General features: G+C 57.8%; 11 protein-coding genes. 6 read left to right on the top strand and 5 right to left on the bottom strand.

Annotated elements, in window-relative coordinates:
• Positions 1-158 precede the first annotated feature (158 nt).
• The 6 genes from QO005_RS19765 (at position 159) to QO005_RS19740 (ending at position 6518) form a co-directional block, all read left to right on the top strand.
• Positions 159-1001, top strand: a complete 843-nt coding sequence (locus tag QO005_RS19765; protein WP_307159748.1) for a transporter substrate-binding domain-containing protein — start codon at positions 159-161, stop codon at positions 999-1001.
• 88 nt (positions 1002-1089) lie between these two features.
• Entirely contained in the window at positions 1090-1764 is a 675-nt protein-coding gene (locus QO005_RS19760) for an aspartate/glutamate racemase family protein (protein ID WP_307159747.1), read from the top strand.
• Positions 1765-1795: 31 nt separating this feature from the next.
• A complete protein-coding gene (locus QO005_RS19755; RefSeq protein WP_307159746.1) occupies positions 1796-2455 on the top strand; it encodes an amino acid ABC transporter permease in 660 nt (219 codons plus the stop codon).
• Between the two features lie 21 nt (positions 2456-2476).
• Positions 2477-3247 (top strand): amino acid ABC transporter ATP-binding protein, encoded by a 771-nt coding sequence (locus QO005_RS19750; protein WP_307159745.1) that lies wholly within the window; start codon positions 2477-2479, stop codon positions 3245-3247.
• A 145-nt stretch (positions 3248-3392) separates the two neighbouring features.
• Positions 3393-4646 (top strand): NAD(P)/FAD-dependent oxidoreductase, encoded by a 1254-nt coding sequence (locus QO005_RS19745; RefSeq protein WP_307159744.1) that lies wholly within the window; start codon positions 3393-3395, stop codon positions 4644-4646.
• 117 nt (positions 4647-4763) lie between these two features.
• Positions 4764-6518: a thiamine pyrophosphate-binding protein gene (locus QO005_RS19740; protein ID WP_307159743.1), complete on the top strand. Its 1755-nt coding sequence runs from the start codon at positions 4764-4766 to the stop codon at positions 6516-6518.
• A gap of 322 nt (positions 6519-6840) precedes the next feature.
• Here QO005_RS19740 and QO005_RS19735 read toward each other — a convergent pair whose 3' ends face one another.
• From QO005_RS19735 to QO005_RS19715, 5 genes are all read right to left on the bottom strand, one after another.
• The gene (locus QO005_RS19735; protein WP_307159742.1) at positions 6841-7791 is read right to left on the bottom strand and encodes an acyltransferase domain-containing protein; all 951 of its coding nucleotides are present in this window, start codon (positions 7789-7791) and stop codon (positions 6841-6843) included.
• Between the two features lie 72 nt (positions 7792-7863).
• Positions 7864-8988, bottom strand: a complete 1125-nt coding sequence (gene fabD, locus QO005_RS19730; protein ID WP_307159741.1) for an ACP S-malonyltransferase — start codon at positions 8986-8988, stop codon at positions 7864-7866.
• 141 nt (positions 8989-9129) lie between these two features.
• On the bottom strand, positions 9130-9966 hold the full coding sequence (locus QO005_RS19725) for a metallophosphoesterase (RefSeq protein WP_307159740.1): 837 nt from the start codon (positions 9964-9966) through the stop codon (positions 9130-9132).
• Positions 9967-10031: 65 nt separating this feature from the next.
• Positions 10032-10769, bottom strand: a complete 738-nt coding sequence (locus QO005_RS19720) for a 4'-phosphopantetheinyl transferase family protein (RefSeq protein WP_307159739.1) — start codon at positions 10767-10769, stop codon at positions 10032-10034.
• On the bottom strand, positions 10762-14184 hold the full coding sequence (locus tag QO005_RS19715; protein WP_307159738.1) for an alpha/beta fold hydrolase: 3423 nt from the start codon (positions 14182-14184) through the stop codon (positions 10762-10764). Before QO005_RS19715 ends, QO005_RS19720 begins: the two co-directional genes overlap by 8 nt.
• Between the last annotated feature and the right edge of the window lie 6 nt (positions 14185-14190).

Raw genomic sequence — 14190 nt, 5'->3', positions numbered from 1 at the left:
GACAGCAAGATGCAGCAAACTTTCCCCGGTCAATCGATTGTTGATAATAAATGCTCTGACAAGGGCACGACGATATGACACGGCATTCGCACTGGCTACTGGGAGCCCGCAGCGGATCTGAGCGCATGAAGACATAAATAAACAATGAGGGGTTTGACATGAATAGACGTGAATTTGCAGGCTTTCTCGGTCTTGCCAGCGCTGGTGCTGCCGCGACGGCTCTCGCCTCACCGGCGATTGCCCAGCAGGCCACAAGCTCAACCTTCGACAAAGTCCGCAGCTCCAAAAAGCTGCGTGTTGCGGGCATCGTGGGAACGGAACCCTATTATCATAAGGACATTGCAACGGGCGAATGGACCGGCTTTTGTATGAGCATGGCCCGTGACCTCGCAAAGTCGCTGGAAGCCGAGGTGGAAATCAGCGAGACCACCTGGGGCAATGCCGTCCTTGACCTTCAGTCGAACAAGATCGACATCATGTTCGGCCTGAGCCCAACGCCGTCGCGTGCGCTGGTGGTCGAATTCACGCGTCCCGTCATGCAGAACACCTTTACGCTCATCGCGAAACCCGGTCTCGAACCGAAAACGTGGGAAGAGTTGAACAAACCAGAAATCCGCATCGCCGTCGATATCGGCTCTACCCACGATCTCTTTGCACGCCGCATTCTGCCCAAGGCAACGCTTGTGGCACTGAAGACGCCGGATGAAGCAACCCTTGCGGTGCAGTCCGGTCGCGCTGATGCAGTCATTCAAGTGGCGATGCTGTCTCTCGTCACGGTCAAGAAAAACCCGAATGTCGGCAAGATCGTTATACCCGGGCCGATCGTACGACAGCCCACCTGCGCTGGCGTGCGCGCCGAAGATAGCACACGTTTCCGCACCTTCGTGGATAACTGGCTGGAATATAATCGTTCCTCTGGCGTGGTAACCGATTGGATTACCTCCAGTCTGGCGCTGGTCGGCGTGCAGAAGCAGGACATTCCTGCCGATCTCCAGTTCTGACTGCTGCGGGAGGTGTGATCACCCCGACCCGTCTTCGACCGTAGCCGCAGATTAAATAGGGCGGCGGTCCTTCCTCATGGTGGAAAAAATGACAAGACCGCTCGGTATCTTGATGCTCGATACGGCATTCGAGCGTCCCGTTGGTGACGTTGGTAATGCAGCAAGCTGGCCGTTTCGCGTGCTTTACAAACGGGTAGAGGGCGCTGTCGCCCGCAAGGTGGTCTCCGGACAAGATGATGATCTGCTGGAGGCGTTCATTGCAGCAGGGCAGGAACTCGTGTCCGAAGGTGCGTTTGCGCTAACCACTTCATGTGGATTTTTAGCACTTCGCCAATCGCAGCTTTCCGCGCGTTTGGCGGTCCCGGTCGCCACCTCGAGCCTTCTGCAGATCCCGTCACTGTCACTGACGCTGCCGAAGGGCAAAACGGTGGGTGTCATTACCTATGACCGGGCATCCTTGACAGAGAGACATTTCCAGGAGGTCGGCGTCAATGACATTCCGCCTATCGCGGGATTGCCGAGCGGAGGCGCTTTTCACGGCTTGATCGAAGGGGGTATGCAATACAATGCACAGGCTTTGGCGGACGAATTGGCCATGACCGTCGAGGATCTGCTTCAGCATCATTCCAATATCGGAGCCTTGGTCTTCGAGTGCACGAACCTGCCGCCATTCTCCTCGGGCATCTCCCGGACGTTCGGACTTCCGGTCTTCGATATTCTGACTCTCGGCAAATGGCTGCATTCAAGCCAGCCCGACGTTTGACGCCATATACAAGAATAAAAGGGGTTCAACGATGCAGTATCAATGGGACTTCGGGTTCCTGCTTCAATACAAGGGCCTGATCTGGACCGGTGTTCTCTACACCATCGGCTTTACGGTCGGAACGGCCTTGTCGGGTCTGGCTCTCGGCTGCTTCATAGCATTTGCACGTCTATCCGGCCTTCGTGTTGTTCATGCGCTCGTCATCGGATTCACCGAGATTTTTCGCTGCACGCCGGTGCTGGTCCAACTGGTGTGGTGCTATTACGCGCTGCCGATGCTGACAGGGATCGAGCTGTCGGCGGGCGCCGCGGCCTTCGTGACGCTAACGCTCTACGGCGGCTCCTTCTTCGGCGAAATCATCCGGGGTGGCATCATTTCGGTCGATCTCGGCCAGTGGGATGCAGGGCGCGCACTCGGCATGCGCAGGCATCAGCTAATGGCGCGGATCATTCTGCCGCAGGCGTTTCGTCGTATGGTTCCGCCGCTGATGAACCAGACGGTACTCCAGTTGAAGAACACCTCTCTGCTCTCTGTCCTGGCGGTGCCTGACCTGTTGTACCAAGGCCAGCTGATCACCTCCTCCAGCTATCGACCGCTGGAAACCTATACGATGATTGCGGTCATCTACTTCATTCTCCTGTTCCCCCTGACCCGCTTCGCCCACCGGCTTGAAGCGCGCAGCGGCCACTGACCTCGCGCGGAAGTTCACCACATGACCAACGATACCATGATTGAACTGATCGGTGTCCAGAAGTCTTTCGGCGACTTCCCGGTGCTCAAGGACATCACGCTCAATGTGAAGAGAGGTGATGTTGTTGCTCTCATCGGGCCGAGCGGTTCCGGCAAGTCGACCCTGCTGCGCAGTGTCAATCTTCTGACGGTTCCGGAAAAGGGTTTCATCCGGGTCGGCAGCCAGGCCATCGACTTCTCGACAACCCGCAACTTGCCAGGCGACAAGGAACTGGCATCGTTTCGCGCACGCACGGGGATGGTATTCCAGAGCTTCAATCTGTTTCCGCACATGACGGTGGAGCAGAATGTGATGGAGGGGCCTGTGACGGTGTTGCGCACGCCGAAGGCTGACGCAAAGGCCATTGCCCATGACCTCCTTACGAAAGTCGGGCTTGCCGACAAGGCAACGGCGCATCCGGACAGCCTTTCCGGCGGACAGAAGCAACGTGTCGCCATCGCACGTGCCTTGGCCATGAAACCGGAGGTCATGCTGTTCGATGAAGCGACATCGGCACTCGATCCCGAACTGGTGGGAGAGGTCCTGTCCGTCATCCGCTCGCTGGCAGCAGAAGGGATGACAATGCTGCTGGTCACGCACGAAATGGCCTTTGCGAGAGATGTGGCGGACAGGGTGATCTTCATGCGTGATGGATGCGTGGTGGAAGAAGGGGAAGCCCGGCAGGTGATCGACCACCCGAAAGAGCCTGCAACCCAGGCCTTTCTCAGTCATTTCCACGGTGGCTTGAACTAAACACCGGATCGGGATGCGTGCCTCCTACGGTTCGCCTCCCGACGACACACAACACGGCTGCGTCTCCATCTCGTCCTGTCGCTGACCGGACGCGGGAGATGCATTGCCTGCTCGTAAACGAATGGCACTTGATAAGGGGCCACACATGCATGTTACAGTCATAGGTGCCGGCATTGTTGGAGCGTGTACCGCTCTCGAACTGCTGGGCGATGGCCATCAGGTCACGATTATCGAACCGGGTGAACCGGGCGGGCGACAGGCCGCGAGCTATGGCCATGGATGCTGGATCAGCCCTGCTTCCGTCGTTCCCATGTCCATGCCGGGTCTTTGGAAACAGGTTCCGGGTTATCTTCTCAATCCAAATGGCCCGCTCGTCATCCGCTGGGCGAATATCTTCCAGCTTCTTCCGTGGCTGAGCCGGTTCCTGCTCGCCGGTGCAACCTTGCCACGCGTCGAAAAAACGGCCAAGGCGCTCGCCACGATCTTGAAGGACAGCCCGGAAAGACACATAGCGCTCGCAAAGAGTATTGGAACTCCGCAGCTTATAAGACGCGAGGGGCTGCTTTATGCCTATCCCGATCGCTCAGCCTTCGAGGCGGAGAAACTCGCCTGGCATTTGCGTCGGATCACGGGGCTCGAATGGCAGGAGTTGGATGAACAGAGCCTGCGGACCCGCGAGCCTGCGCTGTCCACTCATTATCGCTTCGGTATACTGGCCGAGGCCGGTGCCCATTGCACCGATCCAGGCCTCTATGTGTCTGCCCTTGTCTCGGAAGCGGTCAAACATGGCGCCCGCCTCATCAGGACAAAGGCCACAAGCTTCCGCCTCAAAAGCGAAAGACTGGAAGCGGTCGAGACCGACCAGGGAGAAATTGTCTGTGAGTGCACCGTGGTCACGGCCGGAGTCTGGTCGAAAGCGTTGGCACGGTTGGCCGGAGACCGCATTCCACTGGAATCCGAACGCGGCTATCACGGCGTGATCGCTGCACCGGTCAATGGGCCCAAGCACCCTGTCATGCCAAGCGACGGCAAGATGGCCAACACGCCGACGGCCCACGGTCTTCGTCTTTCCGGGCAGGTGGAACTGGCAACCCTGGATACCCCGCCCAACTGGAAGCGTGTCGATATCCTTCTCGATCATGCACGCAAAACCTATGCCGGCTTACCGGAAACCCGTGATATCCCGGTCGATCGCTGGATGGGGCATCGTCCCTCCACACCAGATGGCCGGCCGGTGATTGGCAGGGCATCCTGCTCGAAAGACGTGATCTACGCCTTTGGCCACGGTCATGTCGGCTTTGCCTCAGGCCCGATCTCCGGAAGGCTCGCTGCGGATCTCGTGAGCGACAAGCCCCCGGAACGCGATCTTGAACCCTTTTTACCGCAGCGCTTCCGGTGATGACAGATTGCGGACCCGGGCGGAGAAAAATTTTGCCGGTTCTGTCCATCGAAGGCTCAGCCCAAACTCATTGTCACATTGCGTGACATTCTCAACTCACATAACCAGGAGATTGCCGTGCGCGGTGCAGATATCCTTGTCGACATGTTGATTGGCTACGGCGTCGAAGTGATTTTCGGCGTACCGGGTGATACCAACGTTCCATTCTACGAAGCCCTGCAAGAGAACGAGGGCAAGATCCGCCACGTCATGGCGCGTGACGAGCGCTCTGCGGGTTACATGGCAGACGCCTATGGCCGCTTCACCCGCAAACCAGGGGTGTTCGAATGCCCATCGGGCGCCGGTGCCATGTATTCCCTGCCGCCGGTGGCTGAGTCCAACTCCTCCTCCGTGCCCGTCATCCTGCTGACCATTGACATTCCGCTGCCCGGCGAAGGACGCGGCGTGCTGACGGAACTCGATTGCGCCCGCCTGTTCGACCCCATTACCAAAATGTCCGTGCAGGTGAAAAGCGCTGAAAAGCTGCCGGAAATCATCCGCCGCGCCTTCCGCGTTGCCTGCTCCGGGAAGCCAGGTGCCGTGCATCTACAGATCCCGGAAGACATGCTGCTGGCCGAAGTCGATCCTGCCCGCGTTTCGCTGCACGTCGAGGCCGAGTGCAAACAGTTCCCGGCCTATCCGACGCTTCCGGCTCCGGGAAAGCTGGAGACCGTTCTGGATCTCCTGACATCCTCGAAGCGACCGTTGATCGTCTCCGGCGGTGGCGTCAACCGATCCTGCGCCGGACCGGAAGTCACGGCTTTGGCGGAAAAGCTGAATATTCCGGTCTGCACCACGATGACCGGCCAGGGTACGATGCCGGACGACCACAGACTTGCTGTCGGCGTCATCGGCGACAACGGCTTCCATCCGCACGCCAACTGGGCGCTGGAACATGCCGATTTCGTTCTCTTCGTCGGCTCTCGAATGGGCAGCGTGGTCACCATCGGCTGGACCTTCCCGAAGATCACGCTGAACAAGCGGGTGGCGCAAATCGACATCGACCCGGAGATCATGGCCAACAATTACGAGAACGTTGTGTCCGTGCAGGGCGATGCGCGGCTGGTTCTGGAAAAACTGATCGCCATGGCGCCGGAGGATAGCAATGCGGCCCGCACGCAAGACTGGGTGGATGAACTGAACGGCCTGCGCGCCGATTTCTGGGAAAATGCGGAAGCGCTGCTCAATTCCGAGTCAACGCCGCTACGCCCCGAACGGGCGGTGCGCTGCTTCAACGAGGCATTGGAAGCCTATGGCAAGCCCGCGCACATCTATTCCGATGCCGGCACCCCTACCCCGCATATGACGCGCTTCCTGAAGCTCAGGGATCGGAGCACGCGCTTTGCCATACCGCGCGCCTTTGGTGGTCTTGGCTCGGCTTTGCCCGCCACCGTCGGTGCCTGGTTCGCCGACAAGGAGCGCCGGCCGATTGGCATGTTCGGAGATGGTTCTTTCGGCATGAGCGTCGGGGAACTGGAAACGCTTGTGCGCCTGCAGGTGCCCGCCATTCTGCTGCTGTTCAACAACGGCACCTTCGGCTGGATCAAGGGTCTACATCGGCTGAAAGGCCATAATCAGTGCTTCGGAGTGGACTTCATGCCGCCTAAAGGCCAGGCAATTGCGGAAGCCTTCGACGTGAAGGCCTGGACGGCGAAGAACGCAAAGGAGCTTGACGTGGCTCTGGCCGAGGCGTTCGCCCATACGCAAGGCCCCTGCCTGATCGATATCCATGTGGAATCCATCGCCGATCGCGTTCCGCCGGTCTATTCCTGGCTCAGCAAACGCGGCAAGGATCCGCTGAGCACCAAGGCCGAAGAGGTTCGCTACTTTTGATCGGAGCATCGTCCACTTATACGAAGAGTCATTGAAAATAACTCTTCGTATTCCCGTTTCGAATATCTCAAGCCTCTGATGCAGTTGAGATATTCGAAATTTCTTCAAGGCGAGGATGCGTTAGCATCTTCGAGCCTTGGTATTAGAGTGTTTCAATGTTTCACGGAAACACTGAAACACTCTAAATCTTTGTTTTTAAGCATTTCCGGACGGAAAACCGGATTCCAATTTTCCTGGAAATGCTCTAGATGGAAGAAGCGAGCAACTGGATTTTCCAGAGTTCGATCTTTGCTTCGCAGGTCATAAAAGCTTCGAAGAAAAACTAATCTTGATACCCTGTAATAACCTTCTCGAGGGCTTCGCAATCGCACCCGTACGGATTTAACGTTTGAAGGAAACCCGAATCGCTGTCCTTTGGCAAAATATACTTGACCGCCGTCGCCAAGTTGCCACTGGGCCCGGCATCTATGAAGAGAAAAGCCTTCTGATTGATCATTTGCTCAATAGTGATCTGAAAGTCCACAGGCTTCAGGATCGCGTGCCACAGATGTAACTCATCAAACTGGTCTATCGGTTCCGTTATACAGGCGGAAATCAACGGTATCCGAGGTGGTAAATAATTAAAGCGTTTGGCAAGGCTTAGAAAATCTTCCTCCAATGGTTCAATGACGGGAGCATGAAAGCCGTATCGAACCGCCAGCCGCTGGGTGGGGACACCGAGTGTGGCAAGAGTGTTTTGGAGGGCTGATATTTTTTCGGCGTCACCACTTACCACGAAATTGGTCGCAAAATTACGCCCCGCCACCGGCAATCCGGCAAAGGCTTCCGGATGCGTCGCCATCAGGCTCTCGTCTGCGAGAATGGCCAGCATGCCACCGGGCAAGGCTTTCGCCTGCATGAGACGCGCCAGATCGACCGTGAGTTCGATCCCTTCCTCCAGTGTCAGCACGCCCGATACCACCGCAGCCGTAAACTCTCCGAGGCTGTAGCCAAGCAGATAATCGGGGTGAATGCCCGCCTCCTGAAGCACCGTCGCCAAACAGAACTCCACCGACAGCAGCGCCGGATTGGTAAAGAGCAGATCGTCGAAAACCTCGGCACGATCTTTTTCAAACAGCACCGACAGCAGAGAGCGGCCCGTTGCCTCCTCCACCAGTCGGTCGCACAGGTCCATCCACAGCCGGAAGCGGGGATGGTGATCATAAAGCTCGCGGCCCATTTGAAAGGACTGCGAGCCCTGCCCCGAAAACATGAAAACCACGGGCTTTCGCATGGCTCAGGCCTCGCTTTTATTTTTACGCATGTCCGGACGAAAAACCGTAAATACACTTTTCCTGGAAATGCTCTAGATCGGCACGATTTCGGTCAGATCGAAATAACCATTATAGCCCTTCATGTAGATCGCCGCGCGGTGCCCGAAGAGCGTGATGGCTTCGGTGCGGGTTTCGAGGTCGCCATAATCATGCTGGCTGCACCGAACCCGGGTGCCGATGGGATAGCGGGCATTCCAGGCCCGGACGATGTCCTCGGCGTTTTGTGGCACAGGTTGCGGTGCGGTCCTGACAGGTTCTGAGGGGCCGGGCTGAAGCTCTCTATCCTCACGAATGCTGGGCATACTGGGCTTGGGGATATGGCGCAGCATCTTGGTGAGCACCTCGCCATGGCCGATTTCCTCGAAGACCATTTCGTCGCCGGACACACCAAGCCCCATCAGATACTGGATCCCATCCGACCACAGCACGCTTCCGGCAAGCTGGGCGGCAAGATTGGCGGCAACTTCGCCATCGCGGTAGGGACGCGCCGTGGTATTGGCAATCACCGGAATGGTGGGGGCAGCAAACCGGAAGCCATTGAGGAAGGTTCGGAACTCTTCGCTTGCGGCCAGCATGAGGCGCGAGTGGAAGGCACCACTGGTGTTCAGCGGAAAATACATCGTCTCCCCCTGCTGGAAGAGGGATTGTGCCCGCTGTACCTCATCCGCATTGCCGGAAATCACCATCTGCTTCGGCGTGTTGTAATTGGCCACATCGACATTCGCGAGGCCGTTATCTCTCAGAATGGCCTCCACCTGCTCGCGACTGGCATTCATGATGGCGGCCATGCGCCCTTCGGGCGCTTTTGCCATCAGCTCCCCACGCTTCTTGACCAGTCGCAGTCCGGTTTCGAAATCGAAGCACTCCGCCGCCAGCAGCGCATTATATTCGCCAAGACTATGCCCGGCGACATAATCAGGCCGGGCCGCCCCGTCTTCCAGCTTGCGGAAGTAGGAGAGGGCATTGACCACGTAAAGCGCCGGCTGGGTAAACTGGGTTTCGTTCAGTTTTCGCTCGGGATTGTCGAGGCACAGCGTCTTGATCGAATAGCCAAGAATATTGTCGGCCTTTGCCGTCAGGGAGTGAAATCTGTCGAAAAGCTCGCCGCCCATGCCCTTGGCTTGGGATCCCTGACCGGGAAAGAGAAATGTCTTCATCGAAACCTCCGTTTATTGCTGGAGCTTGCTTCATCTAAAAATTTTAAGTTTCAGGCGGTCTAGAGCATAATTCGACCGGAGTGAAACGAGGATCGATAAAATTATGCTTCAAAAAATAAAATGTTAGAGCGCCGATCTGATTTAATCAGATCGAAAAGCGCTCGAATGCGTAACGCCGTCATAAATACAGAAGAGTTGCTTTCGGCAGATCCTGTACTCCGAAGGATAGCCGAAGGCGTTGTTGACGTAGTGGATATTGTCGATCACAACACTGCGGTTGACATGGCTGTGACCGTAAACATGCAGGCGGCGCTGAGCCTGCCATTGCCGGGCCTGGCCATCCAGGGCCGAACTGCCGAGAACCGGGTAGATAAAGTGAAATTTCGGCGAGATATAGGACGGCATCACGTCCAGTCTGGGCACGAAATGGGAAAAGGAAATCACCACGTCGTTGTCCTGCGGCGCGGCAAGCCCCTCTCCTCCCTCTCTGGCGGCGAATCGCTGAAACGCCTCCTCGTTCAGCCGCAGGAAATACTCCGTCACCTGCCTCGGAGTCATGGCATCGGGCCAGAGGCAGGCGCGGTAATCCATCCAGCTTTGCAGCAATTGCGCGCCGGGAGCGCCGAAGGAATAGTCATACCAGCCAAAGAGCGGCGCAACGGTCACTCCGGCCTCGCGATGCGGCTCTGTCAGCAGGCCGTGGTCTCCGGCAAGCTTCAGCATGGCGTGAAACTTGTCGAGCGAGTTTACCCCCTCGTCCCGGCGCACCCAGAGATCATGATTTCCGGGGACGAAAAACACCCTTGCGAATTTGGAGGACAGGGCCGCGAAACAGGCCTCGGCCAGCTTCACATCATCCGAAATATCTCCGGCAAAGATCAACCAGTCGGACCGGTAATCCTGATCGGAAAGCCCCGTCAGCCATGTTCTGTTTTCCTCATAATCCAGATGAAGATCGGACAAGGCAAAAACCCGCATCAAGACATCAACTCACTTTCAATACCAATCCCTCAAAACGACCAGTGCTTGCATTTTCAGCACCGTCAACCCGGTTTTTTCACCAGATGCCTAAAGGCCTCGTCGTCTCGACCCATACTGAAATAGGTCAATATGCGCCGATCCAAGGGCTTGAACCGCGCCGTCAGCATCATGCCGCGCCGGAAAGCGTCCGCGAGATCGGCGTTGACGCGAAAGGCAAGTCGTTCGCCTTGCCAGTCGATCCCAGTCACCGACATGGCCTCAAAACCGAAATAGGCCTTCACAAACGGATAGGCGGCCTTGAAGAAACTCTCCTTGACCGAAAAGATCAGGGTAAACACCATTTCCGGCGGCGCATCCTGCTGAAGCAGAAAGAGTTCATCGTCATTCATGATCGATTTGGAAAGCTTGCGCTGAGTTTCGGGGGCGACGATATCCTCAACATCCAGCCCTACCGAAAGAAGCGAGTCCTTCCTTGCCGCCGCCGCGATGGCATAGCCGTGGCAGTGGCTGATCGACCCCACCACGCCGTCCGGCCACAGAGGACTGCGCCCCTCGCCGATGCCGATCAGGTGAGGCGCGATATCGAAGGCTTCCAGGGCGCGATGTGCACAATATCGGCCTGCCAGAAACTCGGATTTGCGTTTGACCACGGCCTTTTCGATAAAGGCGCCATAGCCTTCGCCGACGCTGCGGATCAGGCTTTCCCGATAGTGATCCTGGTTGAACCCCGTCTGGAACAGCGACACATCCCGATTGCCGAACCAGTCGACATAACCGGCCCCGAACAGAAAATCATCCATGCAGTATATCCCGAAGACACGCCATGACCTTGGCTTCACTTTGATCCGGATGGAGAAAGAGGTGATCGCCCGGAAAAGTCGAGAGGGAAAAATCCCCGGCTGCTAGTATCCGCCAGGCCTGCATGTCGGCAAGTGAAACCTCTCTATCGCCCTGACCATGAAAAGCAAAAAGTGGCACGGGCAAAGGTTCGATGACGGCGGGATCAAAACTGCCAACAACATTCATGATGGAAACGATCCCATGCAATTGTCCGGCCACCAGGTCAGGCGAGAGCTCCACCAGCCCTATGTCCCGTGTCTTGTTATGATAAAGACCGATCACCTTGGCCGTCAAATCCGCCTTGGCCGGATCGAGAATATCCGAGAGGCGCGGCATCGTTTCGATGCCTGCTTCGCGATAGGTTTGCAATGCTGAAGCTATGACCGGATTGGGTGTGATCGTCGGGCAGGTAAAGGCGCTGACAATCAGCTTTTGCGGCAGCGGCAGCTGGTTTTTCTGGAGATGCAAGGCCCAGGCATAGGCAATCAGCGCGCCGGAGCTGTGGCCAAAAATGGCATAGGGCTTGTGAAGATCCGCTTTCACCAGATCCGTGAGAACCTCGGCGATCTCATTCGCCGTCTGAAAGGGACGCTCCGCCACACGGTCACCATGGCCGGGAAGCTCCACGGGAACAATCTCGATATCCCCGGGAAACTGTTGGACCCAATTGCGGAACACGCTTGTGGCAGACATATGCCCATAAGCGAAGCAGTAAAGCCGAAGCCCGGCGCCGGGCCTTGCCTCGCCGCGCAGCCAGCGCCCCTTGCTGCGGGAAAAAGGCTGAAGCTCTCGGCGGATATAGCGAACATAGGGCTGATAGTCCTTCTCCACCGCCATCACATCGGCTTTCGGTCCGGCTGCGGGATCGAAAAGCCCGAGAAGGTCGTTGACGGTCACATCGAAGAGATGCGGCACAGGCTTGCCGAATTGGTCAAGCAAGGCACGCAACTTCATCATCATCAGCGAATCCATGCCGAGTTCCGGCAGAGGCACATTGCGCCGTATCTGCTCCGGGCTTGCCTCCAGCCGCTCGGCAATGAAACGCAACAACGTTTCCGGCCCGGGCTCCCCCTCCTCCGGCACAGGGTCGAGATCCGGTTTCCCGGCAATCCGCACAAGCTCGGCAGAACCGCAGGCAATGGAAACGACGCCGTCTTCGTCATGCAGGCTCCACGAGGCGCTAAACCGCCGGGCCTGATCATCGGCCACGGAAAGAATGCGGTTTCTGAGCGTGTAGGTGTGCTTTGGCGACACGGGCGCATGGATGGTGACGTCTCTAAGCACCGTCGTCATGTAGGGCGCCGTGGCTAGTGGATCGAGCATGAGGAAAGCGGGCTGCACCACCGCATCGAGAAAACCGGGATGTGCACCGAGGCGATAGGCTGCCGGATCGAAGGAAAGTTCAAGCTGTGACAACGCTTCCGTCTCATAAAAGCGGGCGGTGCGCACGGCCCGGACAAAGCCCCTGCCTGGCATTCCCATGCCCTCATAGAGACGATAGAATTCGGCCTCACCCATCTCCTTCCGGGCAACGCCGTGCTCGGCGGCGGCATGAATCGGCGCCTTTCCGGAGACAGGTCCGGCGATCTTCGCCCTGGCCGCAAGGCCCCAGACCGGCTTTGCCCCGCCATAGCGGAAGTGGATATCGGCCCGGTAGCCTTGCCCTTCTTGCTGCACGAGAACCTGAATTTCCGTCTCCGTCTGCCGGGAAAGCTGAAGCGGTTGCAGAAACGCGATCTCCTCCACATGCAGGCTATCGAAGCCCAATTCCCCGGCAAAAATCTTGGTAAGCGCCTCCAGATAGAAACCGATATGGAAATTGCCGGTATCCTCTATGCCCTTGAGGTCCCCCTTCTCGATCAGAAAAGAGGCGCGAAACAGTTCCGTGGGTGTTTCCAGACGGCGATAGGCCGGAAAGGCTTGCCTTTGCGACATCACCTCCTTTGTACGGGCCGGGCTCAGCCAATAGGATTTGAGATTGAGGCTGGCAACCGGATAGTCTTTCAGATCAGGGCCTTCCCGCTCACCCGGACCCGCCAGAATGGCAAAGCCGTTGACCCCGCCAAAGCCGAAGGAGCTTATCCCCGCAAGCCTGTCCTCGCCCAGCCAATCGACAGTCTGTTGCGGCAGCAGAAAGCCGTAACGATCAATGTTCAGCAATGGGTTGACGGTCTGCAGGTGATTGTTTCCCGGCACCTTTCCCTGCTGGATGCAGAGAGCTGCCTTGATGATACCGGCAATGCCGGCTGCGGGCTCCAGATGGCCGATATTGGTCTTCAGGCACCCCAGAATGCAGGGTGGCCGGCCATTGCGGTCACGGCCTACGGCGTTGCCCAGAGCCTCGATTTCCACCGGGTCGCCCAGATAGGTGCCTGTGCCGTGGGTTTCGACATAGCTGAGTTCCGTCGGAGAAATTCCGGCCTCGCGGCAAGCGGTTTTGATCACCGCCTCCTGAGCAAACCCGTTGGGCGCGGTCAGCCCGTTGCTGCGGCCGTCATGGTTGATATGGCAGGCCTTGATGACGGCATAGGCTTTCCGGGGCAGTTCCTCGCCGAGACCGGCGCGGGTGAGGACGATCATGCCGACGCCTTCGCCCGGCACATAACCATTGGCGCGGCTGTCGAAGGTTTTGCAGCGGCCATCCGGCGAGAGCATGTTGGCATGCTGCAACATGCGGGTGCCTTCGCGGTTGAGGTTGAGGCTCACCGCCCCCACCAGCGCATAATCGATCCGCCCGTCCCTGAGATACCGGCAGGCGAGATCAAGGCCTGCCAGGGATGAAGAGCAGGCCGTGTCGACGACCAGGCTCGGCCCCTCCAGATCGTAATGATAGGAAATGCGGTTAGCGGAGATGGAGGCGGCATTGCCCGTGGCCATGAACAAGGCGTTTTCGGCATTGCGCTCACGATCCATCGCCAGATACTGGCTGGCATAGTGGGAGATGAACACGCCGGTCCTGCGGAAATTCGGCGCCTCGCGGATGCCAGCATCCTCAAGCGCCTGATGCGTGGCCATCAGCAGCAGACGCTGCTGGGGATCCATGCATTTTGCCTCGCGGGGGGAGAGATGAAAGAGCGCGGGATCGAAAAGATCGATATCGTCCAGATAGCCGCCATGGATCTCCTCCAGCGCCTCCTCCTCTTCACCCAACAAGGCCAGCCGCGCGCGCGGATAATGGCTGATCGCATCATAACGCGCCAGCAACCGATCCCAGAACTGCGGCAGGGTATCGGCCCCCGGAAACCGGCAGGCCATGCCGATAATGGCAATCTCGCCACGCCTTACTGCACTTCGCAAGGCGACCTCCTCCAGCCTGGCATTCAGGTGGGTGATGGTGTCGAGCGCTGTCTGCAGCAATTGATCCTTGTCCATCATGCCTGC

Source organism: Allorhizobium paknamense (assembly GCF_030815125.1).
In the GTDB taxonomy this organism is placed as follows: domain Bacteria; phylum Pseudomonadota; class Alphaproteobacteria; order Rhizobiales; family Rhizobiaceae; genus Allorhizobium; species Allorhizobium paknamense.
This window is presented reverse-complemented; position numbering and strand designations above follow the sequence as displayed.